The following is a 26583-nucleotide window of genomic DNA, read 5'->3' as shown; positions in this document are numbered from 1 at the left end:
AGGACTTGTGCCGTTACGATGTCGGCATAAGCAATGGTATCTGCCACCTTATTCCTTGCCAACGGATCAGTCATGTCGCAAATGCACGTCAGAAAAGTCACGTGGATAGAGCCCGCCATCGCCACCTGCGCAGTGTTGCTGCTGCTGGCACTGTCCTACCAGATCCTCGCCCCCTTCCTTGCCGCCATGGTGTGGGGCGGCATCCTGGTGTATGCCACATGGCAACCGTTCGAGTGGCTGAGCGCCAGGCTGCGTGGCCAGCGCACCATAGCCGCAGCCATTTTGCTGCTGGGCTTTGCACTGCTGATCCTGGTGCCGCTGGTGGTGGCCGGCGTGGGGCTATCGAGCAATCTGGACGATATTTCCGGCTGGCTGCACCGGCATATCGAGGCGGGCCTGCCACCACTGCCAACACTGGTTGCCAACCTGCCGTGGGTCGGCCCCAAGATTGCCACTTTTTACGCAGGCCTGGCTGCGGGTGACCCGGAAATCATTGCCAAGGTACGGGAATGGCTCAAGCCCGTCGGCCATATCCTGCTGGCCATCGGCACAGCCATCGGCAGCGGGCTACTGTTGATGCTGCTGAGCCTGCTGTTTGCATTTTTCTTCTACATCAGCGGCCATGCCGTCGTGCAATGGCTGCTGCGTGCACTGCACCGCATCGGCGGCAGCCGCGCGCAAGAGCTGATGATGATTGCTGGCGGCACCGTACGCGGCGTGGTGTACGGTTTTCTCGGCACCGCCTTCGTACAGGGCATCCTGGCGTGGTTCGGCTACTGGATCAGCGGCGTACCCAACGCACCCACGCTGGGCCTCGTCAGTTGCTTCCTGTCGCTGATCCCGGGTGGGCCCAGCCTGGTGGGGCTGCCCGCTGCATTCTGGCTGTACCAGCAAGGCCAGACGGGCTGGGCGATCTTCCTGGCGGTGTGGATGGTGGGCGTGGTCGGCATGGCGGACAACATCGTCAAGCCGCTGTTCATCGGCAAGGAAAGCGATCTGCCCTTCGTGCTGATCCTCGTGGGCGTGATGGGCGGCGCATTCGCCTGGGGCCTGCTGGGCGTATTCCTCGGCCCCACCTTGCTGGCAGTCAGCTTCACGCTGCTGCAAAGCTGGGCCAAGCGCGAAAATGCCGAGCACGCGGCAGAGCCGGACCAGGCCACCACCCCGGCTGCCTGATGGAATGAACAACAGCTGACCAGCCGTTGCATGGCCCAATCCCAAATCAATGCCCCGCCAAGCGGGGCATTGATTTGGGATCTGTCACCAAACAAGTCGAGGCATGCAGAAAATCCGGCAGTGCTGAACATGATTGGCATGCGAGACGCACCTGAGCGTATGGCGCGCACCTGAACACTCCGTTTCGATACCGCAATCTGGTGATGCCCGGCTTGGCTTGAAGGAGGCACGGTGGCCCTTCGAGGCATCACAACGAAAAACAGCCACGCTCCCCGGCTTGATCCACTTTTTTCGACCGTACCGGCAGAACGTTGAAACCGCAGCAGCTTCCGCGCAATGGAACAAGGATACTGGCCAGGCCAGCCCAAAGCGGAGCCCAGGCAATCAAAGCGAGTGGAACCACTCCAGGAATTCGTCCGCAACGTCCGGAGTCATTTCAAGCACAGCCTCTGCTACCTTGCCAAAACCTTTGGCAGCGGCAACCGCTGAAAGGGCACAGGCAAGAAAATCATCATCCCATTCGCGAGCGGATGCTTGCGCAACCAATCCCGGCAGCGCAGCGAGCGCTGCAAAATAGGCGGTCTGGAGATCCTCAGGTATCCGGATTTGCGCTTCCAGCCGCCATGCCTCCACAACGGCGGGGAACTGGAAGTAATTAAAGTCGGCGGTTAGCGGAGCGGTTGCCAGTGCCCGTACCACATGGGGAACGGCGGCAAACGACGCAGCGTAGACATCATTCTGATGAGCAAGGGCACTCCACAGCGAAAACCATGGTTCCTCGTCACCGGCCGCAGACGGAACCGTATCGAGCTTCCGGAGGAGTTCCGGGATGTCGGAGGCAAGGCCGTAAGCGTGTTCAAGCTCGCCCCACCTTGAACTATCGAGAGGGAGGCACTGCAGATGAGCGGATGTCGTCATGGTTTTAACTGGATGCAAGCAAGACGCCTAGCGTACCAATTCCACCGCCTGCCCTCCACCGTCATGACCGAGGCAGCAGACAGCCAGACCCGAACCACCGGCCTAGCCCGGAGACAACACCATTTCATACGGCATCGGCACCCCAGCCTGCCGGCGCCGGCTCCTGTGCACGCTACAGCCCACGAGATAGACTCCCGGGCCGGCACCCTGCTACGCCGACAGCGCCATGCGGTGCGCGCCCAGCGCATCGATCGCTTGCTGCAGGTGCACGTTGGCATCAGCCAGCAACACCTGGTTGACCGGGTCACTCTCCAGCAAGGCCAGCACCTGCATCAAGCGGTACGCGCCTACCTGGCCGGATATGCCCTTGGCGCTGTGCGCATGGCGGCAGCGCGCGGCTTCATCCTGCTCGACACTGCTGGCGATCAGCAGTGCACCGATGCGCGCCAGCCCTTTCTCGGCCAGCGGCACAAAGCGCTCCATGCTGTAGCCCAGCGCCGCGGCAGCGTGCGCCAGATCCAGCGGGCCTTCCATCGGCAATGGCGCTGCTTGCGCCATGCTGTTGCCGGCCAGTGCGGCCAGCAGCGCCTGCCGGCTGAACGGCTTGCCCACCCAGGCATCGATGCCGGCATCCCGCAAAGCGGATTCTCCCGGTGAATGCCCGGCGCTCACCAGCACGATGCGCCGCTGATAGCCGAGTTTGCGCAAGCCGCGCGCCAGTTGCACGCCGCTCAACAGCGGCATGTGGAAGTCTGTCAGCACCAGATCGACATGCGTACCTGCACGCCAGATGTCCATCGCCTCCGCACCATCCTCGGCCAGCAGTACGCGCGCGCCGGCATTGCTCAGCATATCCTGCAGCAGCTCCTGGTTGATGCGGTGATCTTCCGCCACCAGCACGGTCATGCCGTCGAAGCGGATATCGCCGTGCACCTGCTCTTCCTCGGCTTCGCACGGCATGGCCGGCACGCGCACGATGAAAAACGCACCGCCGGTATGGCGCTGGTCCAGCGCGATGGTGCCACCCATCAGGGTGGCGAAGTCACGGCAGATCGCCAGTCCCAGCCCGGCACCACCGGCACGGCGCCCGGTGGGCGTTTGCGCGAATGCTTCAAAAATCAGCGCGGCTTCCTGATCCGGCACGCCGGGGCCACTGTCGCGCACCTCGGCCACCAGCCAGTCACGCCCGTCGGCATCGCGCTGATGATCCAGCCGCACCTGCACATCGCCTTCCTCGGTGAACTTCACCGCATTCCCGATCAGGTTGACGAGTATCTGCCGCCACTTGCCGGCATCCAGCCGGAACCAGCCCTGTGCTTCGCTGTGGATTTCAAAGCCGATGCCCTTGCTGCTGGCTTGTTCCCCGAACAGCCCATGCAGCTGGCGCACCAGCGTTTCCAGGGATAGCGGGGTCTCCTGCACGTCCACCTTGCCCGCCTCCAGCCGGCTGACGTCCAGCACGTTGCCGATCAGGCTGAGCAGGTAATCGCCGCTGTCGCCGATCTGCGCCAGCCAGCGGGCCTGCTGCGGGCTGAGCGCATGCTCGGCGCCCAGTCGCTCGGCATAGCCGAGGATGGCGGTCAGCGGCGTGCGGATTTCATGACTGACGTGTGCGAGGAAATCACCCTTGGCACGGCTGGCCGCCTCGGCCTCGCGCCGCGCACCATCGAGCTCGTGCGTGCGTTGCGCCACCAGCGCTTCCAGCTCGGTAGCCTCGCGCTCCAGCTGCAGCCGGTAGGCGGCTTCGGCGGCATCCTTCTGCCGGCGCAGTTGCGCCACGCGCAACGCCATCGCCATGCTGAACAGCAGGATTTCCAGCACGATGCCGAAAAAGATGAAGCGGTAGCTGAAGATATCGTGCTCGATCAGCCCGTAATCGCGCAGCCCCCAGGTAACGGTAAGCGAGACCGAATACACCGCCCACGCCAGCGTGAACAGCTTGGCGCCGGCCACGCCGTGCCGTACCGCCTGCACGCTGGCCAGGATATAGATCAGGAAACCCACGCCGCCGAATTCCAGCACGTACAGCGAATACTGCGGCCAGCCCAGCACCGCCAGCAGCGTGCCCAGTGCGCCGGTCACCACGATGGCACGCAGGCCGATATCGAGGCGCGGGGCGATTTCCTGGGTACGCAGGTAGTTGCGTACGAATAGCGCCGCGCAGACGAAGTAGATGCCGCTCATGGCAAACAGCAGGGTCAGGCTGAAATGCCCGTTCCACAGCAGCAGCGGCCACACGCCGGTGGCACTGTGGAAAGACAGCGTGAGCAGCAGCAGGTTGAGGCCGTAATACAGGAAGGTGCGGTCGCGCGTGGCCGCGAAGCCGATCATCGCGGCAAAACCCACCAGCAACATGATGCCGATCATCGCCCCCAGCAGGAACAGCTCGTGGGTGTTGGCCATCTGGAACGGCTGCGCGCCCCACACGCGCACGTCCGAATAGATGGGCCCCGCCATGCCGGTGCTGTCGTCGAACGCCACCCGCATCATCACTTCCACCTGGCCAGACGGTGGAATCAGCTGCTCGAATATCGGCCGCACCGTGGGTAGCGGGCGGCCGTCTTCCGGCTGCACCGCGCTGAACATCTGTGCGCGCCACGGCCCCTGCCCACCGACAGGGCGGGTATACAGCGTGACATTGCCGATCAATCCATCCGTGTACTCCAGATAAGTGCTGACCGCTTCGCTGCCGGTGTTGCCCAGCGTGAAGTGAAACCACCATGCGGCACTGCTGTAGCCACGCGAGCGCCGCAAGCCCTGCGCCGGCGCGAAGTCCCCGCGCGCGAGCGCCACACTGGCGTCTTCGACACTTTGCTGACGGCCATCGTCGCGCCACAATGTCATTTCGCCATCCAGATGCTGGCCAGCCGTCTGCGCGGTCACAACCATGGCCCATGCCGTGTGACTACAGCACAGCATCAGCATGCACAGCGCCAGCGTGGCCAGCACGCAGCGGGCCGCCACCGCGCTGATCGAGCAGCGGCGGGCGGTGCGGGCGGGCGGGGCTGACATCAAATCGGACATCGCTCTGGATAATGTGGAAAGGCGGGCGGAAACTGGCAGCGCTTGCAGTCTACGACATGTCTGTCAGCGCTTGGCTACAACGGTGTATTTTATCCTTTCTGCAAATGCACCACACGCTGCAGCAATTCATTTTAATATCCAGACTGAACAAATCAGGAACAAGAAAGAAATATGACAAGCAATAGCCGCCTCTGGTCCGATGCCACGCTGGACCGGTTCAAACGCAGCGCAGATCCGCTGGCCGATGATTGCATCGCGGCGCTACTGGCCAGCGGCGATGTCGAACATGCCAACCAGGTACTGGCACATCTGGATGGCAATGGCACGCTGCCGGCCGATACACCGGCGGCACTGGCCGCTTTTCTTGCCGAAACCGCACAACTGCCGGAGGGCACCGATGCCGTCCGGCTGCAACGCGCGCAGGCGTTTTTCACCACCTACGGCGCGCAGTTCGGCGTGAGCCTGCTGTGCCGCTCGCTGCCGGTGCTCTACACCGGGCGCCAAGGTGGCGCGCAGATCCTTGCGTCCACCGGTAAGCTCACCGAGCATTTCGAGCGCCGCGCGTCCGAAACGCTGCGCTTCATCCTCGATGCCGCGCAGCCCGGCGGGCTGGCTCCCGGCGGTGCCGGCTTGCTCACCATCCGCAAGGTGCGGCTGATGCACGCGGCCATCCGCCACTTTGCCCGCATGTCCAGCAACTGGCCCACCGGGCGCTGGCACGTGCAATGGGGCGAGCCGATCAACCAGGAGGAGCTCGTTGGCACCATGCTGGCGTTCTCGCTGGAAGCCATGGCCGGCCTGCGCGAGCTGGGCGTGCCGGTTACCCGGCAAGATATGGAAGACCAGCTCTACCTGTGGAAAACCATCGGCTATGTGCTTGGCATCACGCCCGCGGCCATGCCGCGTGATATCCCCGAAGCACGCAAGGTATGGAAGGCACTGGCACGGCGCAATTTCGGCGCCAGCCCGGACGGTATCCTACTCACCCAGGCGCATGTGGCTTTCCTGCAGCAGAACCTGCCCGCGCCTGCGCATGGGCTGGTACCCGCATTGATGAGCACCTTGCTGGGCAGGCGCAATGCGACCTATCTGGGGCTGCACAGCGGCGGCAACTGGGAGTGGGCAATCGCCCTGCTGCGCCTGCTGTTCCGCATCAAGGCCAGGCTGGCCGGCAGTTCGCACACTGCGCAAAGCTTCATGGGGCTATATGGCCACGCATTGATGGAAGGCTTGCAGCAGCATTGGGCCGGCAAGGACCCGGGCAAGCCATTCCGCATTCCGCAGGGTATGGGCGGGCCAGCCGCCACACCGGCCACGGTTGCAGTGAGCCAGCCATGAGCACCTTGCTGCAGAACGATGCCGGTGCGTGGTTCAATACCGTCAGCAACGACGGCAGTATCTACACCCCGTTGCAACTGGGCTTTTTCGCCACCGGTTGCCTGCTGTGGGTGGTGGCGTATGTGCTGGTGCTGGTGCAGGCACGCAAATACCGCGTGGTGGAAATGGCCGTGCTGGCCGGTGCCAGCAACCTGGCCTGGGAGTTCGTCTGGGGTGTACTGCTGCGTACCGACATGGGCGTTTTCCTGGTGTGGACCTACCGCGCCTGGCTGTTCTTTGACCTGTTCATTTTCTGGCAGGTGATCAAGCTGGGGGGCGAACAGTTCACCCATCCGGTATTCAAGCGCTACTACCAGCCCATCGTGTGGGGCAGCGTGCTGTTCTTCATCGCGCTGTACTGGACCATGACGCTGTCCGGGCTGGATACCCCCATCGGCGCACGTTCGGCCTATATCTGCCAGTTCGTGATCAGTGCACTGTGCCTGGTGCTGCTGGTACAGCAACCGTCGACAGTGGGCCTGGCGTGGCCGATCACCTGGCTGCGCAGCCTGGGTACCGCGCTGGTCTCGGTGTTCATGCTGCTGCACTACCCGCAGGATGCCTTCCTGTTGTTGCTGTGCGCGGCGTCCACCCTGCTCGACATCATTTACTGCGGCTACTTCCTGCGCCTGCGCAGCACTGCAGCGGCACCCGCTCACGGATTGAATACGGCGGCCCGGTCAGCCTGAGCCCAGGCAGACAAAAAATCAGGCAAAAAGCAGAAAGCCCCGCCTTGTGAGCGGGGCTTTCCTGTGCAGATTACCGCCAGATCATGGCATCAATTGCAGTTCCCCACCAACTCCCATGGCAATGCAGCACCACTGTTGTTATCCGGGCGATCGCCCTGCGTGACCCATTTGGCGCGATAGTTGCGGCCCTGATAGCTGACCGTTGCACCAGCCGCGTAACTGCTGGCGCTTGCCCACGGCGCCGCGCATGCAGCCACTGCCACCGGTGCGCTCATCGCGGCAACGGCCTGTGTGCTGCCGCTGCGCAACGAAGCTACCGGCGCACCCGAGGCCGCAATGGCCTTGATCTCGTCGTAGCTGAGCGCACGTGTCCATACCGCCACGTCGTCGAACGCCAGCACGAATTTCTCGGCCGGGTTGCGGCTGTAGTAATCGCCGCGCGCATCTTCGTTCAACGCCCAGCGGCCATAGCTCGGCACCACGTTGCCGGTCACGTTGCTGAAGCTCACGGTGGCTTCGCGCACGTCGGTGCTCGACTGGCTGGCGTAGCAACGCATGGTCTTCGCGATCTTGTCCACGCAGATGGCCACGTAGCACCACACATTGGTCGGCATCGCGAGGTAGCCGTCGGCCCGGTTGGTGCCGTCGCCGACGTTAAACTTGAAACGGCCATCACCCGAGTGCCCGACCGAGAAACCGGCATTCTTGCCCGTTGCCCAGTCCTTGTTCGCCACCACGCTGGTCATGTTGCTGCCCATGCCGGACGGCATCTTCACCCAGAAGCCGATGGTGAAGCTGCTGCTGGCAGCGCTCACGTCATAGGGCAGGAAAGCCGCGGCTGCGAGCGGGGCAGATAGCTGGATGCCGCTACCGTACTGGCCGGCCGGATAGGTGGTGGTGCCGGCAAAAGTGGCGCTGCTGCCGGCCACGTCGTCCACGCCATCGCCATCGAAGCGGTGGTAATGCGCCAGGCTGGTCAGCAGTGCAGCGCTCCAGCCAGTCGGGGCCGGCGTCGGAGTGGGCGTCGGCGCTGTGCGCAGCGTCTGGATCGGCTGGTTGGCGCCGGCAATCGCGCCGATATCGCTGGCGTTGAGGATGCGGTTCCATACGGCCAGGTCATCGAACTCGAGCAGGTATTTCTCGGTGGGGAAGCGGCTGTAGTAATCGCCACGCGCATCTTCGTTCAGCGCCCAGCGCTTGTAGGTCGGCACGATATTGCCGGTGACGTTGCTGTAGCTGATCGTGGTGGTACTGACCACGCCGGCGGCATTGCTGGCGTAGCAGATCATCTTCTTGTTGGCGGTATCGAGCGTGATGGCCACGTAGATCCAGCTGCCCACCACCATGGCGATATAGCCATCCGCGCGGTTGGTGCCGTCACCGATATTGAACTTGAAGCGGCCATCACCGGTGGTGCCGATGGAGATACCGGCGTTCTTGCCGGTGGCCCAGTCCTTGTTGGCCATCACGCTGGTTTCGGTGGCCATGCCGGTAGGCAGTTTCACCCAGAAGCCCAGGCTGAAACTGGCCGGGCCGGTGCTCATGTCGTACGGCAGGTAGGCAGCAGCGGCCTGCGTGGCATCGAGCTTGAGCGCAGTGCTGTACTTGCCGGCAGTGTCGTACGCCACCGGGCCGGCGGTGGTCAGCGCATTGCCGCCCACCTCGTCGCTGCCGCCGTTCTCGAAACGGTAGTAGTGGGTCAGGCCGGTGAGCAGCGCCGCGGTAAAGCCCGCACCCAGCTCCGGCGATGGCGTGGGCGACGGCGTCGGCGTGGGGCTCGGGGTAACGCCGGCAATGGCGCGGCGCCCCGGGAAGGTCATGCTGGTTCCGCCCTCGATATGGCCGCAATACTCGTAGATGAAGGTATTGGTGGCATCACCGTTCACCAGCAACATGAAGTCGTACCAGTTGTTCAGCGTGGATAGCGTGAACGTGGCGGTGGCACTGGCGGCAATGAGCTGCGGCGCACGTGTGCCGGCCAGATAGTTGTCGACGTTGATGGTGATGGCGGCAGCCGTGCGGTTCTGGATGGTGACGCTGACCGCGCCGCCAACCGGGTTGGGCGTCACCGTCACTTGTGGATACGCACCGCTCTGGTAAGCAGTGGCCGAGAAGCTGCCGGCAAAGCGGCGATAGAAGCTGTTGGGGCCATGCACGGCCACGTCGAAGCGGCCATTGGTGGCGCTGGCGCCATCGATCACCTGCGTCTGGCTGCCGCTGGCCGGCACAGTGACGAACACCGGTGTGAACAACAGGTAGGTGTAGCCATGCACATCGAATGCTGCGCCCTGCGCACCGCTGTTGCCAAAGCTGAGCGTGATCTTCCTGGTGGCCGGATCGACCACCGCATTGAGCGACGGCTGCACGGCGACCGGGCGCAGCGGCCGCGCGCCGCCTGCTTCGACCAGCGGTGCGCTGTTCTCGCCATTGGGCGTGGCGGCCGGCAGATTGGCGCAGGCATAGGCGGCATCGGATGCCAGGTTGGCGGTATTGGGCAATGTGGACGGAAAGCCATAGCCGCTGGCGGTGAAGTCGAAACCATCCATCAAGTTACCGCAAACACTGCGGCGCCATGCACTGATATTGGGTTCCTGCACGCCGGTAAACTGCTCCAGGAAACGCAGCGTGGAGGTATGGTCACTGGTCTGGCTATGCACCCAGCCCCCCACGCTCCACGGCGAAATCAGCCAGGTGGGAATGCGGTGGCCAAGGCCCAGCGGGTAACCGTTGCTCCATTCATTGGTGGTGCCGGCCGGCGGTATCGGTGGCACTACGTGGTCGAAAATGCCGCCGTTTTCGTCATAGGTGTAAATGAACACCGTCTTGGCCCACACCGCCGGGTTGCTGGCGAGCGCATCGAGGAAGATCTTGGCGTAATCGCCACCGCCGTTCGGGCTGTGGTTGGGGTGTTCGGACAGCGCCGCCGGGGCAATGATCCAGCTCACTGCCGGCAATGCATCGTTCTGCACGTCGGTAGCGAACTGCGTGCGGGCAAAACGCGCCATACCGCGCTTGTACAGGTTGGAACTGGTGGCAGCATTCTTGAAGTTGGCAAACCAGGCCAGCGCATTGTCGTCGTAGTTATCCGCTTCCTGATACACCTTCCAGCTGATGCCGGCCGTTTCCAGCCGCTCGGCATAGGTTTTCCAGGTGAAGGGCGTTGCTTCGTTGTTATCCATCGACGCAGCACCGCTCCACAGCCCGGCACCGTTGGAGCCGGACATCAGGAACAGCCGGTTGGGGTTGGTACTGGTATCGGCGGAACAGAAATAGTGATCACAGGTGGTGAAGGCATCGGACAACGCATGGTGGAACGGGATATCGGCGCGCGTGTAGTACGCCATGCCGTAATTGCCCTTGTTGGGTATCCACTTGTCCATCACACCGCCGTTGAATGCCTGGCGACCGGTGCTCCAGTCGTGCGCCACGTCGACCATGCACTGGCCGTTGGTGGTGGCGGCATTCAGGCGGAACGGCCAGATGGCCTGGCCACTGGCGTTCTTCTGCGCGAACACGCTGCTGCCATCGGGCAGGCGCAACGGGTGCGGATCGTTGTAGCCACGCACGCCGTTGAGCGTGCCCAGGTAGTGATCGAACGCGCGATTTTCCTGGCTCAGGATCACCACATGCGCCACCGAAGCCAGGCTACCTGCTTGCGTGCCGGCAGCCAGCACCTTCTGCAGGCTGAGCGGCAAAGCCGCCAGCGATGCACCGGCACCACCATATTTCAGGAAACGACGACGTGACATGCTCATGCTGAACTCCCCCATCTGATAATTTGGAATTCGCATAGTCGTCTAGAAGTGTTGACGGCGCATGACGGGTACGTAACGGGACGATTAAAAATTTGTGTCGCCCCGGTGCGGGCATTCGGAACACGGCCCCAGCGATCACCCTGTTCCGCTCCCTGATGATCGCCCTCGCCACCTTGCAACTCGCCGCCAGTGCGGTGCAGCCTGTTGCCACGCCACCTGCAGCGCCGACCGTGGCGGCGTTATGGATGAAATCCATCAAATTCGCACAGGTTTGGGAGGGACGGCGACTGCCTGGTGATCCGTGGTATCCACGACACAGGTAAGCTGGTGGCCACGCTGACCAACAAGCCTTTTTTATATGCGGCTGCGCTCGATACCGAACCGGAGCAGGTGATCGAGCCGGGCCAGCTGTTTTACTGGGACACCGTCGTTACGATTCCGGCCCCGACTGACGCCGCAACCGCACCGGGAACGCACTGATCCGCCGTACGACTTCCCGGAGTTCAGCCCGGTTGACCGGGGAAGATAGCCGGTTCGCGCCGGAGACCGCTGCCCCCGTGCCCGATGCAACCGCAGACCAGGCGACAACCCGGGACTGCGGCCCGGAATAAAGCGGGATATCCCGGCGCAGCGCAGCCCCTTTGCGCCTTACTGCCCCGTGTTCCGTTGCTGATCAATGCGCTGTTTCATCGCCTGCACGCGCTGCTGTGCCAATGCATCCGGCGTTGACAGCAGGCGCTGGCCGGCAGCACCCGCGGTCGCCTGGTTGACCCCGGCCAGGCGTTGCTGCTCCTGGCTGGCGCGCGCCGTCGCGGCTTGCCCGCCATTGGCAAAGCTGCTGACACCGCCATCCCGGGTGCGGATACCGAACAGTGAGTAGCAATTGCTCCATCTACCGGTGCTGTTGTCGATCAGGTAATAGCAGCCGCCATTGACCACATCGGAATCGGCGGAACTGAAGGTGTAGACCTGGTCGATCAATTCCCCGGCGCTGTAGATCATATAGCCCGGCGGATTGTCAAAATAAGCGCCAATGACCAGATCACCATAAGCATCCAGTCCATACGCATAGTACTGATTGGCATCGTCATACGATTGCTCGACGGCATCGAACAGGAAGTAATCGGTAAAGGGGCTGGTATAGATGCGATAAGAGAACGTCCACGAGCCCAGCAGTTGCGATGTCCTGATCTGGTTGGAGGGGAGCGACACGAAAGGCAGATTCACGCCGACATCGAAGCGTGTCAGCGTTTTCTTTGCGCCATTGGGCAAGGTCATCACCACATTGCGGCTATCACTGAAAGCCAGCCGCAATGCGCCCGCAGCCGGATTGGTCACCACCGGTGCCCGGTAGCTACCCACCATCGGCTGGCCACCGGCATAGCTGACCCAATTGCCGGCGTAGGCATTGTTTGCTGTCATGGTGCCGCTCGATACCATCCAGGTGGGATTGCCCTGCTCGTCGTACATGAAGCCGGCAACGAACAGCTGATCACCCTGCACTTCGATGGCATAGCCACTGCCCGCTTCTGCCGGGTTCCACCACCAGCCGGAATCCGGCCGGAAACCCTGTTGCGGCCTGGCCAGGCTGCCCGGCACGATATCGAAACGCTCGAGTTGCACCTGCCCGCCCGGCCAGTTCATCACCAGGTGGCTGGCATCGGTGAATTTCAGCGATACATCGCCGACCGTTCCGGTCATCTGCGGCGCCTTGTAGCTGCCGGCAAGCATCTGGCCACCGCGATATTGCTCAAGCTTGCCGCTGTAGTTATAGGCATCCCTCATCTGCCCGCCGGACACCACCCAGGTGGGCTTGCCATCAGCACCGTACAGGAAGCCGGCCATGAAAATGCGGCCATTGCGGATTTCCAGTGCAAAGCCACGCCCGCCTTCGCTGGTATTCCACCACCAGCCCGATTGCGGGACGGCCTGCGTATTGCCCCCCGTTGCCGCTGCGGCAGCACGCACGGCAGCTGCAGCGTTGACCAACCCTGCCCCGCACATCGACAAGGTGCAATCATGGCCGGTCCCTGTGGGGAACTGCCGGACGCTATAACGCAGGATATCCCTGACCTGTGCGCTGTTCAGCGCCGGGTTCACCGCCAGCATCAGCGATACCACGCCAGCCACCTGCGGCGCCGCCATGCTGGTGCCCTGCATGTTCACGTAATCATTGCTGTACTGCGGCGTGGTGGTACCACGGTCACCCAGCGACAGGATGCCGGTATCCCGGCCCATATTGCCGCCAGGCGCTGCAAGGGTAACCTTGCTGCCATAGTTGGAATAGCCGGCTCTGCCACCGTCGAGGCCGACTGCGGCCACGGTAATCACGTTGTTGCAACTGGCCGGCGCCACGCTGCCCGCATCCTGTGCCTCGTTACCGGCAGCCACCACCACCACCACGCCACGCGCTACTGCGTAATCGATTGCATCCTGGTAACTGCGGCTGCATGTGCCACCGCCACCCAGGCTCATGTTGATCACCCGTGCCGGATTGGGGTTGGTGGGTACACCGGGTACGCCGCCGCCTGCCGCCCACACGATGCCGTCGGTGATATCGGACAGCATGCCGCCGCCCTTGCCCAGCACGCGCACCGGCAGAATGCGCGCATGCCAGTCTATGCCGGCCACACCCAGGCCATTATTGCCCTGCGCGGCAATGATGCCGGCCACGTGTGTGCCATGCCAGCTACTGCTGCGGGCAGCATTCCCGCCATTTGCAATGGCCTCGGATTGAGTCAGCCAATCGCCGGGGTCTGCGGCATTGCTGTCGCGCCCACCCCCATCGTTGGCCATTTTTGCATCGGAAATGAAGTCGTAACCGGGCAACACGCGGCCACCAAAATCCGCATGCGGCAAAATGCCGGTATCGACCACCGCCACCACGATGCCATCGCTACCCTGTGTGACATCCCACGCATCCACCGCATTGATACCACCCGCAGCACGTTCGGGCTCGCGCAGTGCCCATTGCTCGCCAAAACGGCTGTCATTGGGCACCGCCAGTGCAGTCATGCGCACATCCGGCTCGGCATACTCAACGCTGCTGTCCGCTGCAATACGGGCGGCAATCTGTGCAGCTTCATGGCCTGATACCGGTGCGGGCAAAGCCAGCACCTGCGCACCGGTCGCACTGACACGCAATGGCACCAAACGGGTTCCGGCGCGCGTTGATACCGCCCGGGCCGCGGCGGCAGAGAGCAGCGCCACTTGCTGCTGCAGGCCATCCTGCTTCATCTTGACGATCAGGTTTTGCACCTGCGCATCACTTTGCACACGCTGCGGAGCGTTGTCGCCCACGTCGTCGACACAGGCGGTGAGCAATACAGATAGCGCGAGCAGCGGCGCGGTGAGCAGGAAAGAGCGCGGACGGAAGGAAAGCATGGGGAACCTGCAGCGGCAACGGCTGATGCGTGACGGAAAAGAATTCAACACCGTCATTCTGACACGCCGTACCTGCACCCCAAAAATCTTACGACGAGCGCATGCATGTCAGAAACCACAGGCGCTGCTGGCCCCCGGCGGTGCGCCCGGATCACACGCGCCACGGCCCGGGATGCTGCCATTCAAGCGGTTGCCATAGCCCCGAACGAACAACGCCCCGCAATGCGGGGCGCTACCCTGTCAGCCGGAAGCACGCGGCATGGCAGAAGCCATGCACGACGTGTTTACTTGGCGTTCAGCAGCTCTTCGATCCTTTCCTTCGGGATTGCGCCCGGTACCACCTTGCCATTGGTGAAGATCAGCGCTGGCGTACCGCTGATACCCATCTGCTGGCCCAATGCCAGGTTTTGCTGCACCGGGTTTTCGCAATCGATCTTGGCAGGTTCCGGCAGCTTGCCGTCATCCATCCATGCACGCCACGCTGCCGGGCCGGTACCCGATGCACACCACATGGCAATCGATTTGCGCTCGGCGTCCTGATGCATGGGCAGCGGGAACAGGAAGGTATAGATGGTGACGTTGGTCAGGCCGGCCAAGCCTTCTTTTTCCAGCTTGTGGCAGAAAGGGCAATCCGGATCGGAAAACACGGCCAACTTGCGGCTGCCATCGCCACGCACTTCCTTGATCGCACGCTCCAGCGGCAGCTTGGAAAAATCGGCCTTCATCAGGTCGTTCTTGCGTGTTTCGGTCAGACTTTGTTTCTTGGCCACATCGATCATGTCGCCAACGAGCACATAAGCGCCGGTGGCATCGGTATACACGATTTCCCGGTTGCCCAGCACCACCTCATAAATGCCTTTCATCGGCGTGGTGCTGATCGACGAGATTTCTTTGACGCTCAGCTGCTGCTGCAATTTGGCTTTCAGATCCTTGGGCACTGTATCGGCTGCGGTAGCCGAACAAGCGGTCAGTGCAACGAGACCAGCAGCAAGCATCAGGCTGTAGAGCTTTTTCACGGACATTTCCTTGCTTCAGTTATCCATCGCATGATGGATCAGTTGCTGCTTCACCCAAGGCAGGCTGTCCGTCAGCCCCAGCCCCAGATTGCGCAGCGGTTTAAGCCACGGATTGGTGTTGTTGAACAACTTTTGCAGGCCGTGGCAAACGCCCTGCATCAGATAGATTGCTTCGCGCCGCGCGCGCTCGTAGCGGCGCAACACCAGATAGTCCCCACAACGGGCCGGGTGTTCGGCCTTGAGAATACGCGCGAGTTCCGCAACATCGCCAAAACCCAGGTTGACGCCCTGACCGGCGAGCGGGTGCACGGTATGGGCGGCATCGCCCACCAAGGCCACATGCGCCTGCACCAGTGATTCGACGTGCGTGAGCCGCAGCGGAAACGCCGCCGCAGTGGTGATGGTGGTGAGCTCACCCAGTTGCCTGCCGCCGGCATCCGCCACGCGTGCCGCCAGCGCGGTTGCGTCCAGCGCCAGCAGCTCGTCCTTCCGGGCATCATCACACGACCACACGATAGAAATACGGTTGCCGGCCAGCGGCAGCCAGGCCAGCACGCCGTCTTCAAAAAACCATTGTCTCGCGGCGCCGTAGTGCGGGCGCTCGATGTCGAAATTGGCCACCACACCCCACTGCTGGTAAGCCTCGGCACGCGCTTCGATACCGGCCTGCTGGCGCAGCCAGGATTGCGCACCATCAGCGCCCACCACCAGACGGGCGCGCAAGGTGTCGCCATTGCTCAGCGTCAGTTGCGCGCCATCACGGTCGGCCTGGTATTGCTCGGGCCGGGCTGGCGTAATCAGCGTGACATTGCCCGCCTCGCTGGCGGTCTGCCACAACGCAGACTGCAGCTGGCGGCTTTCCAGGATCACCGCCAGATCGTCCACGCCAGCATCCAGCGCATTGAATGCCAGCTTTGATCGGCCATCGTCGCCGTAGATCTGCATCGCCGCAACCGGTCCCAGCCGGCTGGCATCCAGCTTCTGCCACGCGCCGATCTCCTTGAGCAGGCGCCGGCTGGCGCGGCTGATCGCGTAGACGCGGCTATCCCATTCTTCCGCCGGCCAGGTACTGGCAGGCGGTGCCCCTTCGACCAGCGCGATCTCGAACGCGCTGTCCCGCAAGCTGGCAGCCAGCGCCGCCCCGACCAGGCCACCACCGACGATCACAATATCGAATTCCCGATTCATGCCGCGAGTGTATCAGCAGCACCCTTGCTGCGGCAGTGGGCATGACCACCATGCGCCCGGCGTACCGATCATCAATTCATGGCAGCTTGCGCTGCAGCGCCACCACACAGGCAGTCAACACTGCGGCGGCAGCCAGCAACAGGTACAGATCCTGACAGGCAATCAACTGCGCCTGGTGATCGACCACGCGGGCCAGCTCGGCCAAAGCACCCGCATGCGCCTGCTCGCCAGAAAATCCCCGCACCTGTAACAGCTGCTGCATCTGCTCCAGCCATTGCCCCACCGCTGGCCGGTCTGCGCCCAGCGTGCCGCTCAGCTCCGTGTGCACGGCAAACTGGCGGTTCTGCATCAGCACCGCAGCGATGGCGGTGGAAATGGAACCGGCAATCTGCCGCATCAGGTTCTTGCCCTGGTAGCCATGCGCAAAGCGGCTATCCCCCAGCTCGCGGAACGTCAGCCCCGCTACCGGCATCACCAGCAGCACCGAGAAAAGCCCCTTGGCCAGCAGGCCCGGCAGCAAGGATGCAGCGGTGGCATCTGCCGGCAGCCGTGCAAACCACCATGCAGTCAGCGCCATGGCCAGCGCGCCCACCAGCATCAAGGGCTTCTTGCTGGCAAAGCGCCGGCCCAGTTTGACGTAGCCATAAGCAATGCCCACCCCGGCAACGCCGGCGATGCTGCTCAACCAGCCTACCGCCGTCAGTGGCAGGGCCAGCGCGTGCTCGGCATACACCGGGAACAGATAACCGCTGAAGTTGCTCAGGAAATAGTGCAGGAAATACAGCCCCAGCCCGGTGAGATACACCGGGCTGTGCAGCTCGCGCACATGCAGGATCGGATCCGGATGGCGGTACTGCTGCCACAAAAAGCCTGCCAGCAGCACCCCGCCCGCCACGGCCAGGAACAAAAGGCGCAGCGGGTGGGCAAAGAAGTCATAGCGCGTTTGCGACAGCATCAGCTGCAGGCAGACGATGGCCGCCGCAAACAATAGCAGTGGCCACGCCGGGTAAGGTGCCGGAGCATCGCTGCGCGGTGTTTCCGGCAGCAGCAGCCAACACCCTGCCAGCGCCACGATGGCCGGCGGCAGCGCACCGTAGAACAACCATTGCCAGCCGTGTGCATCCACCAGTTGCGCTGCGAGTGCCGGTGCAAAGGCGGAGGCCGCAAAGATCATCACCATGAAATACTTGAGCGCCCTGCCCCGCTCGGCCGGGCCGAACAGCATGTTGACCAGGATACGGCTGCTGGTGAACAGCGCCCCGCCGCCCACGCCCTGCACGAAGCGCGCCGCGGTCAGCTCTGCCAGATTGTGGCTGGCCGCGCAGCCCAGCGCGCCAATGATGAACAGCAACAGCGCGCCGCACAGGTAACGCCGGTAGCCAAAGTGCCGCGACAGCCATTGCTGCTTGACGATCATCAGCATGCTGCCGATTGCATAGGCCGCCTGCACCTGCGCAAACTCGCGCGGCGCGGCACTGATGCCGCCGACGATATGGCTGGCGGCAAAAACGAACATGGTGTTCTCGAAGAACTCCACCGCGGTGATCAGCCCCAGCAAAGCCATCAGCAACCGGCGCTGCTGTTGCCGCAACCGTGCCGACATCTGCAACCGCATCGCCTACCCGCCCAGGCTGCTGTTGAGCCGGGCCAGGCCACCGATCATCGGGCGCAAACCCTCTGCACTCACCACCTGCCACGCTTGCGCATACGCGGCGTGAACAGCCGGGGTGGCTTGCAGCAGCAACTGCGCGCCGGCATCGGTCAGCAGCAGATCCAGGCTGCGCCGGTCTGCCTGCGAATGCTGCCGCTGCACCCAGCCCGCCTGCTCCAGCCCATCCAGCAGCCGGGTAACCTGCGTGCGCGTGGCATCCAGCGATACGCTGAGCGCGGATGGCTTGATCGGCGTACCCGCATCCGCCTTGATGATTACCAGCGCCAGGTACTGCCGCATCACCAGCCCCAGCGGCTGCAAGGCAGCATCGATATGCGCCTCCAACAGGTGCGCGGCCCGGAACAGCAGCCGCGATGCCAGGATGACTTCGCGCGGCGCTTGCGGGTAATCCTGCAGGTAACGATCCAGCCGGGTTTCGAGTTCCATTGCACATCCTTGAGCGGGTTGCTTCGCTCTGCCGCCCATATAATTACAAATGTAACTATATTGAATGTAGCAAAAAGAACGCTGCAATGCACGTGCCGCCAGTCGGGCGATGCAGGAAAGAAGCAAGCGGGGCTTGATGACGAATCCGGGCAAGGGTCATCTGCCGCATGGTGCCGATGCACAACAGCACAGACCTGCAGGTTCGGGGGTGCACGCTCCCGGGCTGGTCAACCAAGCCAAAGCCTGTTGACGGGATATTCCCTTCAGAGAAGCTCAAGCGTATTTCGACAAACTGCCACCGGCAGATTCCCGGCTGGTTAGCGCAGCCCCGCCAACAAACTGATCGCCCGCTCCAGCGTCGCAGCCTGCTTGGCAAAGCAAAACCGTACCAGATGCTGATCGCGCCCGTCTGCATAGAAGGCGGATACCGGGATGCTGGCCACGCCATGCTCGCGTGTCAGCCATTGCGCAAACTGCAGTTCGCCCAGATCAGGGCGGATGGCGCTGTAGTCGGCCAACTGGAAGTAGGTGCCCTGGTTGGACAATAGTTTGAAGCCCGCCTGTTGCAGGCCGGCCGCCAGTTGATCGCGCTTGGCGGCATAAAACGATGCCAGCGCTTGCCAGTGCGCGGGCTGTGCCAGGTAGGCGGCCAATGCATGCTGCATGGGCGTGTTCACCGAGAACACCAGGTACTGGTGCAGCTTGCGGAATTCGGCGGTCAGCGCGGGCGGTGCAATGCAGTAACCCACTTTCCAGCCGGTGGCATGGAAGGTCTTGCCGAATGAGTAAGTGGCAAAGCTGCGCGCACGCAACGCCGGATGGCTGAGCACGCTGTGGTGGCGCAACTGATCGAATACCAGGTGCTCGTAGACTTCGTCTGCCAGCACCAGCAGATCATGCCGCTCGGCAATAGCCGCCAGTGCGTGCAGATCGGCTTGGCTGAATACGCTGGTGGCCGGGTTGTTGGGGTTGTTGACGATGATCAGCCGCGTACGCGGCGTAACCGCCTGCTCGACCTCGGCCCAATCCACGGCAAAGCTGGGGGCGGTGAGCGCGATGCGCACCACGGTAGCCCCTTGCGCGGCAATGGCTGGCGCGTAGCTATCGTAGGCGGGCTCCAGAATGATGGCTTCATCCCCGGCGTGCAGCACCGTGGCAATGGCAGTGAACAGCGCCTGCGTGGCGCCGGCGGTGACGGTGATCTCTTGCTCCGCATCCACCGCCACACCCAGGCTGAGCTGCACCTTGGCCGCGATGGCCTGCCGCAGTGCCGGCAAACCCGGCATCGCTGCATACTGGTTGTAACCCGCGCGCATGGCAGCGTTTACGCCATCGAGCAGCGCCGGGTCGCAGGCAAAATCCGGAAACCCCTGCGAGAGGTTGACCGCATCATGCTCCGCCGCCAGTTGCGACATGGTGCTGAAAATGGTGACGCCCACATCGGGCAGCTTGGACTGGAAACGCATTGCCGAAAACCTGGATAGTGATGATGCCAGTGTGCCAAGCACGGCCAGCCGGGGCAACGCACTTTCTGGGCTTGGCCTGGCAAGGTGCTATCGAGGCCCCGGGACGGGCGCTGCGCCTTGCTGCCTTATTGTGGCTTCACGAACTTCAAGGTCATGCGGTCGCTTTCACCAATTGCCGCATACAGCGCACGGTCTTCATCGCGGTTGGCGTAGCCGGGCGGCAACGCCCACACGCCCCCCTTGTGATCGGCGTTGTCCTTGGGGTTGGCATTGATCTCGGCCGTGCCGGCCAGCTTGAAACCGGCCTCGCGGGCCAGCTTGATCACATAGGATTCATGCACGTAGCCGGTGCTGGCAGTGGCATCCTGCGGGCGGTCTTCCGGCAGGCGGTGCTCCACCACGCCGAATACGCCACCCGGTTTCAGGCTGGTGTACACGCTGGCAAACAATGCCTTCAGCGCAGGATCACCCAGCTTTACCCAGTTGTGCACGTTGCGGAAGGTCAGCACCAGGTCTGCACTGCCGGCCGGCGCAAACTGGTAGGTGGTCGGCGGTTCGAAAATACCGATGGTGGCCTTGCCATAGCTGGCCGGGTCTGCCTGCAGTTTCTGTGCAAAGCGCGCGGCGCTATTGCGCGCCGCTTCACTCGCAGAAGCAGGGTTGCTGCCCGCGCCAATGTAGTGACCATTGGCACTCAGATAGGGAGCGAGGATCTCGGTATACCAGCCGCCATCCGGGGTGAGCTCAACCACCGTCTGGTTGGGGCGGATGCCAAAGAAGGTCAGCGTTTCGTACGGGTGCCGCGCCGGGTCACGCGCGGCGTTGGCAGGGGTGCGCTGCGGGCCGGCAATGGCGGCGCGCAACGCGGCATCTTCAGCGTATACGCTGCCTGCAGCGAGCAAGCTGCACAGCAGGAGTGCAATGGATTTTTTCATGGTGGCCGTTGTGGTGGATACAAGCCGGGAGGCCGTATCGCGCTGATGGATTCGAGTGCAACACCAGCTGTGGCGGGATCGCGCCAACTGCTGATGGGTTTGCAGATAGCGCTTTATCCAGCAGCAAACGTGCCAGTACATCCGGCCATCGTGTGAGTCTGGTTATGCATGCGTGATGCTTGCAATTCAACAGCGGCGTACGCAAATCGCACCATTTCGGCCAGCGCCGGGCGCATAAGCACGGCGCACTCAAGCGGGATGGCAGTAGCTGGCGGTAGCGTCTCAAACATGGGCGCGGCACACACCGGCTACGCGCAGCCTATCTATCCAGTCACCTCATGTAGTCATGGCTGCCAGCCTGCAGGCTATCCCCACACAGGTTGGCGGCTACTTCTTCTGCTTCGCCTTCCAGTCCCGCAATGCCTGCAGCGTATTGGCCACATGCTTGTCCGGCGACAGGCTGGTGTACTCGTAAAGCACCGTGCCATCTGGCGCAATCACATAAGACACGCGATTGGCCGTTTTCATCATGGGCAGCGCTGCATCGTAGGACTGGATGATTTTCGATTCTGCATCCGCCGCAACCGGGAATTTGCCGCGACATTCACTCACCGAAAAACGCTTGAGCGTATCGATATTGTCGTGCGAGATACCGATCACCGTGGCGCCCAGTGTCTTGTATTCATCCACTGCTTCGGCAAACTGGTGGGCCTCTATCGTGCAGCCTTTGGTGAATGCCGCCGGATAGAAGTACACCACGACCGGGCCTTTTTTCAGCTCTTCAGCCAGCGAGTAGTCATACACATTGCCGCCCAGCGATGCCTGTGCAACAAAGGCCGGCGCCTTGTCCCCCGGTGCCAGCACCGCAAATGCGGCCAGCGAATACACCGCCAACCCGGTCCCGAACATCAACCTGAACAGCCTGTTTGCCAATCGGTGTTTCATGTCTGCTTCCTCGCTGGATTCTTGCATGGGGTAGCGGCGTGCTGCGCCGCTGAAGGTGATACAGGGCAGTGTGCAGTGTAGCTGGCAGTTGCATTAATCTGCGATTGCATGCCCTGCCAGTGCCGCAGCATTTACCTGTAACGCTCGCCGGGCCAACGGGTGCACCTGGATAACGCACAAGATGTACGGCCAATACGCGGTGCGCCGTGTCGTCCATACCTGAGCTTCAGGCGGCAAAGCATGGGCAACGCGGACGATGAAACGCAAAAGGCCGTTGCCTGTCGGCAACGGCCTTGCACACTGATGCGAAATCAGGGGATTCCGCAAACCCGGGTTGCCTGATCAGCGCCGCGGCAGCAAGCCCTTGCCCGCAGCGACATTGCCCGACACTTTGGTCAGCGTGAACCCCAGCCCGGCGAGCCCGGTTGCAGTGCGCTCCAGCGTATCGCCCATACCGCGTCCCAAACCACTGGTGATGACCTGGCGGCTATTGATCGGGGTAAGCAGGCGTACGATCTCGCCGCCACTGACGAGTGCCAGATAACCTTCGCTTTCCACCAGATCCAGCGTTTGCACCACCCCCGGCTCGTCCGGGTTGGTGGCGCTGTAGCGGCCCTGCATGGCCAGCCATTCGGCGCTGATCGGTACCGGGTCTACGCGGCTGGCCAGCATTTGCGTACCGGCGGCGCTTTGGGCAAGCAACACACTGTTGCCATTGATCTGGCGCAGCTGCAGGCGGAATGGCAGGTTCAGGCTGGCAGGCGCGCGCAGCCAGCCATCCTGATCCCGCAACAGCGGGAAGCTCTCCTTGGTCGTTGCCAACGTCAGCCCCTTGCCATCACTGCTGATCACAGCCGGCTTGATGGAGGTTTCGGTGGTTTCCTGCACGTAAACGCCGGGGTATTGCACCAGATCGCTGGCCGATACCGGGCCCAGCGTTGCTGCGGGCAACGCGGGCGCGCTGACTGTGCGCCCGGTTTTGGCCAGCAAGAGCTGCCGCGCTGCTTGCGCGGCGACTTCCGACGCAAAGCCGTCGCCGGTATCCGAGTTGGTCAGCACGATGACCGCCAGCTTGTGTTCCGGCAGCAGCGTGAGCTGGGTATTGTATGCATGGGTGGCGCCGCTGTGTTGCATCACCTTTACACCGCCGCCCACGACAGGGGTACCACACTCGTTCATGAACCAGCCCAGGCCGATCCGGCAGTCCGGCTGGTAGGGATTATCGGCAAATTGCGCCACCTGCATCTTTGCCAGGGTTTCGGGCCGCAAGATGGTTTTGCCATCGATCTGCCCGCCGGCAAACACCATGCGCACAAAGCGGGATAGCTCGTTGGCGCTGGTCCACAGGCCGCCTTCCGGCTCGTTGTTGTATTCGGGCTGGAAGCCGATGGGCTGCCCGCCCAGGTGGCCGCTGGCGGTGCCTGACTGCGGGGTGCTGAAATCGGATTGCGCCATGCCCAGCGGGCGCAGCAAGCCACTGCGCATCTGCTCGCTGAACGGTTTGCCGGAAAGGCGCTCTACCGCGGCGCCCAGCAAGGTGAAACCGAGGTTGGAATATGCATAGACGGTGCCGGGCCGGCTGGCCAGCCACAAGCCATTCACACTGGCGGATAGTTGCCCCAGCGTGATCGCCCCGGTTTTGAGGCCGGTGAGGTACTCGCCCGGCAGGCCAGCCTGATGGCTGAGCACACGTGCCAGCGTGACATCCGCATCCGCAGCAGCCTGGTCGGCATGAAAGCGTGATTGCACGTGGAATGTTGGCAGCACACTGCTCAGCGAACGCTCCACTGCGGTGTTGCCTTGCTCAACCTGCTGCATCAGTGCGGTGGCGGTAAACAGTTTGGAAATCGATCCGGCACGAAACAAGCTATCGGCGCTGACAGGCGTTTTTTTGGCCGCATCGGCATAGCCAAAACCGCTGCTCCACACCACGCGCTGATCATCGATCAGCGCAATCGACAGGCCCACTACCTGCTGCTGTTGCATTTGCTGGCGGATGTCCTGCTCCAGCTGCGCAATGGTGGCACGGTAATCAGTCTGCGCCGCCGGGGCGGGCGTGGGGGTGACAACGGGAGCGACCGATGGAATGGGCGAAGGGCTGACCGCATTGTTGTCGTCGCCACCGCATGCGCTGAGCGTCAATGCAGTGGCAAGCAGAACGGCTGAAGGGCGTACAGGAATCATGGCAAGCTCGAGGGGTGAATGACCGCCAGATGCTATGGGCATCCCCCACCACAAGCTTTTCAAAGCCGTAATAAGTTGTGAAAATCTGTGAAAGCCGTTGCGTGGCAACCGGTGCCTGCCTATCCTCGCCGTGGCGTTGCAACAGTATCTGGTCTGGCATGCACGGAGGCAGCGGCGGCAGTGGCAAAAATTTTACTGGTCGAAGACGACCGCAAACTCTCGGCGCTGATCCGGGAATACCTGGGCGAGCATGGCTTCGTGGTCGATTGCGTGTACCGCGGGGACGAAGTGCTGGCCCACGTAGCACGGCGCCCGCCCGATCTGCTGATCCTGGATGTGATGCTGCCCGGTTGCGACGGCTTTGCCGTCTGCAAGCAGCTGCGCAGCCAAAGCGGCATACCCATCCTGATGCTGACCGCGCGCGGCGAAAACGTGGACGAGGTCATCGGCCTGGAGCTGGGCGCCGATGATTATGTGGTGAAGCCGGTGCAGCCACGCGTGTTGCTGGCGCGGATCAATGCATTGCTGCGCCGCCCGCATGTTGCGGCGCCATCCAGCACCGCACCGGTCAGCATCGGCCCGTTGCGGATAGACCGCGCTGCGCGGCAAGCCTTCCTGCCGCAGGGCGAGCTGATCCTGACCACCAGCGAATTTGAATTGCTGTGCCTGCTGGTAGAGCGCATGGGCAGCGTGGTCAGCCGCGACGACATCCTGCTGCGCTTGCGCGGTATCGATTTCGACGGGTTTGACCGCTCTGCCGACGTTTTCGTGTCACGGCTGCGGCGTAAACTCGCCAGCTCGCTGCTGCAGATCAAAACGGTCTGGGGCCGCGGTTACATGTTCATCCAGCAGGCCGGGTAGCAGCCGATGTGGAAAGTGTTGTTGCGCCAGCTGTTGCTGGTGGTGGTGCTGTTGCCACTTTCACTGTTCGGCATCAATGCCATCGTTGCCAGCCTGATCAGCGATCAGGGGGATGACTATACCCGGCATACCTTTGTGGGCGCGCTGAAAACGCTGGAACAGGAACTGCACATCCCCCCACCGCTGAACGAAGAGCAATTCCAGCAAAACCTGGCACGCCTGCAGCACAGCATGGGGGTGTTGCAGTTGCGGGTATTGCCACTGGCGCATTTCAAAGCGGATGAAACGGCGCTACTGCAGCAAGGCAAGCTGCTGAACCAGCTAGAGCCGGATAGGCTGTCGCTGCTGATGCGCGATGGCCGCGTGCTGACGCTGCAAACCCCGGCGCCCCCCTCACAACTGAACGCCATCATCGCCGTATGGGGGCTGACACTGCTGGCGCTGGCTGCGCTGCTCTACACGCTGCAGGTGCGGCCGTTCTGGCGCGATCTGCAACGGTTGCGAGAGGCGGCAGCGCGGCTGGGCGAAGGTGAGCTGCACACGCGGGTAAGCAACATCCGCCAGTCATCCAGCTTGCAGCCGCTGGCCGAGCGCATGAACCAGATGGCAGCGCAGATCGAGCAACTGGTTGCCCGGCAGCAAGAACTGCTCAACGCGGTGGCGCACGAGCTGCGCACCCCGCTGGCGCGCGCCTATTTCTCGCTGGATTTGCAGGATGGCAAGAACGCAGCGCAAATCGCGCTGCTGCAACAGAAACTGCGGGAAGACCTGGGCGAAATCGATACGCTGATCAATGAACTGCTCGGCTACGGCAAGCTGGACGCGCGTGAGCCCTTGCAGTTGCAGGCAGTGGCCTTGCAACCATGGCTCGAACAGATACAGGCAGCCCATTCAGCCGGCCGCTGCACCATCACGCTGGCAGCGATACCGGTGAACGCACCGATAACGGTAGCGGCGGACGAACGCCTGCTGCGCCACGTGCTGGACAACCTGATCAGGAACGCCTGCCGACACGCACAAACCACAGTGTGGATCAGTGCCCATGCAGAGGGGCAAACCATGCAACTGGTGGTAGAAGATGATGGGCCGGGCGTGCCAGCCGCAGACCGCGAACGGATATTCGAACCGTTTGTGCGCCTGGATGACAGCCGCAGCCGCGATACCGGCGGTGTGGGCCTGGGCCTGGCACTGGTAAAGCGCATAGCCCAGCGCCACAAGGGGGCGGTGTGGGTGGAACCAGGTGCACATGGTGGGGCGCGGTTTGTGTTTGCGTGGCCGGCTGTGGCAGAAAAAGCAGGCTGAACATGCCTTCTGGCTGAGCCAGCACGCGTGGATCTGCGCAGCCGGAAAGCTGCCGCCAAATTGCCCGTATGGCACGATAAACGGAAGCCACCCGGAGCACAGATGATCTATTTCGACAAATAGGGCCGGCCGTTCCCGATTATGACCATCTGTTACCGATCAGCTTGGCTGCGGTGCTGCTTCCACAGCAGCAAGCGTCAGCACCAAGAATAAAATCTTTTAAATTCAAAAACTTGACATTAATCCCGGCCGCGCATGCGAGCCT

At 62.6% G+C, this 26583-nt stretch carries 18 protein-coding genes; 6 read left to right on the top strand and 12 right to left on the bottom strand.

What is annotated here, in order from left to right:
* Positions 1–72: 72 nt before the first annotated feature.
* Positions 73–1176 (top strand): AI-2E family transporter, encoded by a 1104-nt coding sequence (locus IGB42_RS11950; RefSeq protein ID WP_159671860.1) that lies wholly within the window; start codon positions 73–75, stop codon positions 1174–1176.
* A 384-nt stretch (positions 1177–1560) separates the two neighbouring features.
* On the opposite strand, the gene IGB42_RS11945 is transcribed toward IGB42_RS11950, so the two are convergent.
* A complete protein-coding gene (locus IGB42_RS11945) occupies positions 1561–2094 on the bottom strand; it encodes a hypothetical protein (protein WP_159671858.1) in 534 nt (177 codons plus the stop codon).
* Between the two features lie 210 nt (positions 2095–2304).
* Positions 2305–5106 carry a hybrid sensor histidine kinase/response regulator gene (locus tag IGB42_RS11940; protein ID WP_159671856.1) on the bottom strand — a complete coding sequence of 934 codons (2802 nt, stop codon included), beginning with the start codon at positions 5104–5106 and terminating at the stop codon, positions 2305–2307.
* Positions 5107–5289: 183 nt separating this feature from the next.
* Between IGB42_RS11940 and IGB42_RS11935 the strand changes: the two genes are divergently transcribed.
* Positions 5290–6456: an oxygenase MpaB family protein gene (locus IGB42_RS11935; RefSeq protein ID WP_159671854.1), complete on the top strand. Its 1167-nt coding sequence runs from the start codon at positions 5290–5292 to the stop codon at positions 6454–6456.
* The gene (locus tag IGB42_RS11930; protein ID WP_159671852.1) at positions 6453–7184 is read left to right on the top strand and encodes a hypothetical protein; all 732 of its coding nucleotides are present in this window, start codon (positions 6453–6455) and stop codon (positions 7182–7184) included. The genes IGB42_RS11935 and IGB42_RS11930 overlap by 4 nt, the downstream gene beginning before the upstream one ends.
* An 89-nt stretch (positions 7185–7273) precedes the next feature.
* Here the strand turns inward: IGB42_RS11930 and IGB42_RS11925 are convergent, their stop codons facing one another.
* A complete protein-coding gene (locus IGB42_RS11925) occupies positions 7274–10939 on the bottom strand; it encodes a phosphocholine-specific phospholipase C (RefSeq protein ID WP_159671850.1) in 3666 nt (1221 codons plus the stop codon).
* Between the two features lie 327 nt (positions 10940–11266).
* On the opposite strand from IGB42_RS11925, the gene IGB42_RS11920 reads away from it, so the two are divergent.
* Positions 11267–11419 carry a hypothetical protein gene (locus tag IGB42_RS11920; protein WP_159671848.1) on the top strand — a complete coding sequence of 51 codons (153 nt, stop codon included), beginning with the start codon at positions 11267–11269 and terminating at the stop codon, positions 11417–11419.
* A 168-nt stretch (positions 11420–11587) separates the two neighbouring features.
* On the opposite strand, the gene IGB42_RS11915 is transcribed toward IGB42_RS11920, so the two are convergent.
* The 9 genes from IGB42_RS11915 to IGB42_RS11875 all read right to left on the bottom strand — a co-directional run bounded on the left by IGB42_RS11915 (position 11588) and on the right by IGB42_RS11875 (position 24155).
* The gene (locus tag IGB42_RS11915) at positions 11588–14323 is read right to left on the bottom strand and encodes a S8 family peptidase (protein ID WP_201799918.1); all 2736 of its coding nucleotides are present in this window, start codon (positions 14321–14323) and stop codon (positions 11588–11590) included.
* Between the two features lie 284 nt (positions 14324–14607).
* A complete protein-coding gene (locus tag IGB42_RS11910; protein WP_236822564.1) occupies positions 14608–15339 on the bottom strand; it encodes a DsbC family protein in 732 nt (243 codons plus the stop codon).
* A 15-nt stretch (positions 15340–15354) separates the two neighbouring features.
* On the bottom strand, positions 15355–16527 hold the full coding sequence (locus IGB42_RS11905; protein ID WP_159671841.1) for a UbiH/UbiF family hydroxylase: 1173 nt from the start codon (positions 16525–16527) through the stop codon (positions 15355–15357).
* Between the two features lie 76 nt (positions 16528–16603).
* Entirely contained in the window at positions 16604–18130 is a 1527-nt protein-coding gene (locus tag IGB42_RS11900) for an MFS transporter (RefSeq protein WP_236822563.1), read from the bottom strand.
* Positions 18131–18145: 15 nt separating this feature from the next.
* On the bottom strand, positions 18146–18625 hold the full coding sequence (locus tag IGB42_RS11895) for a MarR family winged helix-turn-helix transcriptional regulator (RefSeq protein WP_159671836.1): 480 nt from the start codon (positions 18623–18625) through the stop codon (positions 18146–18148).
* Positions 18626–18942: 317 nt separating this feature from the next.
* Positions 18943–20091, bottom strand: coding sequence for a methionine aminotransferase (locus IGB42_RS11890; protein ID WP_159671833.1), 1149 nt, complete (start codon positions 20089–20091; stop codon positions 18943–18945).
* Positions 20092–20216: 125 nt separating this feature from the next.
* Positions 20217–21026: a class I SAM-dependent methyltransferase gene (locus IGB42_RS11885; RefSeq protein ID WP_159671830.1), complete on the bottom strand. Its 810-nt coding sequence runs from the start codon at positions 21024–21026 to the stop codon at positions 20217–20219.
* 387 nt (positions 21027–21413) lie between these two features.
* Positions 21414–21971 (bottom strand): peroxiredoxin, encoded by a 558-nt coding sequence (locus tag IGB42_RS11880; protein ID WP_159671827.1) that lies wholly within the window; start codon positions 21969–21971, stop codon positions 21414–21416.
* Positions 21972–22313: 342 nt separating this feature from the next.
* A complete protein-coding gene (locus tag IGB42_RS11875) occupies positions 22314–24155 on the bottom strand; it encodes a serine hydrolase (RefSeq protein ID WP_159671824.1) in 1842 nt (613 codons plus the stop codon).
* 180 nt (positions 24156–24335) lie between these two features.
* On the opposite strand from IGB42_RS11875, the gene IGB42_RS11870 reads away from it, so the two are divergent.
* Together IGB42_RS11870 and IGB42_RS11865 are read left to right on the top strand one after the other, a co-directional pair.
* Positions 24336–25016, top strand: a complete 681-nt coding sequence (locus tag IGB42_RS11870; protein WP_159671821.1) for a response regulator transcription factor — start codon at positions 24336–24338, stop codon at positions 25014–25016.
* Between the two features lie 6 nt (positions 25017–25022).
* Complete coding sequence (locus tag IGB42_RS11865; protein ID WP_159671819.1) at positions 25023–26318, top strand: ATP-binding protein; 1296 nt, start codon at positions 25023–25025, stop codon at positions 26316–26318.
* The last annotated feature ends 265 nt before the right edge of the window (positions 26319–26583 follow it).

The sequence above is a fragment of the Andreprevotia sp. IGB-42 genome (assembly GCF_009848685.1).
GTDB lineage: Bacteria > Pseudomonadota > Gammaproteobacteria > Burkholderiales > Chitinibacteraceae > Andreprevotia.
The sequence above is the reverse complement of the archived record's forward strand: the minus strand, read 5'-3'. Positions and strand labels throughout refer to the sequence as shown.

Bases quoted from the DNA above. Each gene is read 5' to 3' on its own strand.
- IGB42_RS11950 (WP_159671860.1), top strand. From the start codon at position 73: ATGTCGCAAATGCACGTCAGAAAAGTCACGTGGATAGAGCCCGCCATC.
- IGB42_RS11945 (WP_159671858.1), bottom strand. From the start codon at position 2,094: ATGACGACATCCGCTCATCTGCAGTGCCTCCCTCTCGATAGTTCAAGG.
- IGB42_RS11940 (WP_159671856.1), bottom strand. From the start codon at position 5,106: ATGTCAGCCCCGCCCGCCCGCACCGCCCGCCGCTGCTCGATCAGCGCG.
- IGB42_RS11935 (WP_159671854.1), top strand. From the start codon at position 5,290: ATGACAAGCAATAGCCGCCTCTGGTCCGATGCCACGCTGGACCGGTTC.
- IGB42_RS11930 (WP_159671852.1), top strand. From the start codon at position 6,453: ATGAGCACCTTGCTGCAGAACGATGCCGGTGCGTGGTTCAATACCGTC.
- IGB42_RS11925 (WP_159671850.1), bottom strand. From the start codon at position 10,939: ATGAGCATGTCACGTCGTCGTTTCCTGAAATATGGTGGTGCCGGTGCA.
- IGB42_RS11915 (WP_201799918.1), bottom strand. From the start codon at position 14,323: ATGCTTTCCTTCCGTCCGCGCTCTTTCCTGCTCACCGCGCCGCTGCTC.
- IGB42_RS11905 (WP_159671841.1), bottom strand. From the start codon at position 16,527: ATGAATCGGGAATTCGATATTGTGATCGTCGGTGGTGGCCTGGTCGGG.
- IGB42_RS11900 (WP_236822563.1), bottom strand. From the start codon at position 18,130: ATGTCGGCACGGTTGCGGCAACAGCAGCGCCGGTTGCTGATGGCTTTG.
- IGB42_RS11895 (WP_159671836.1), bottom strand. From the start codon at position 18,625: ATGGAACTCGAAACCCGGCTGGATCGTTACCTGCAGGATTACCCGCAA.
- IGB42_RS11890 (WP_159671833.1), bottom strand. From the start codon at position 20,091: ATGCGTTTCCAGTCCAAGCTGCCCGATGTGGGCGTCACCATTTTCAGC.
- IGB42_RS11885 (WP_159671830.1), bottom strand. From the start codon at position 21,026: ATGAAAAAATCCATTGCACTCCTGCTGTGCAGCTTGCTCGCTGCAGGC.
- IGB42_RS11880 (WP_159671827.1), bottom strand. From the start codon at position 21,971: ATGAAACACCGATTGGCAAACAGGCTGTTCAGGTTGATGTTCGGGACC.
- IGB42_RS11875 (WP_159671824.1), bottom strand. From the start codon at position 24,155: ATGATTCCTGTACGCCCTTCAGCCGTTCTGCTTGCCACTGCATTGACG.
- IGB42_RS11865 (WP_159671819.1), top strand. From the start codon at position 25,023: ATGTGGAAAGTGTTGTTGCGCCAGCTGTTGCTGGTGGTGGTGCTGTTG.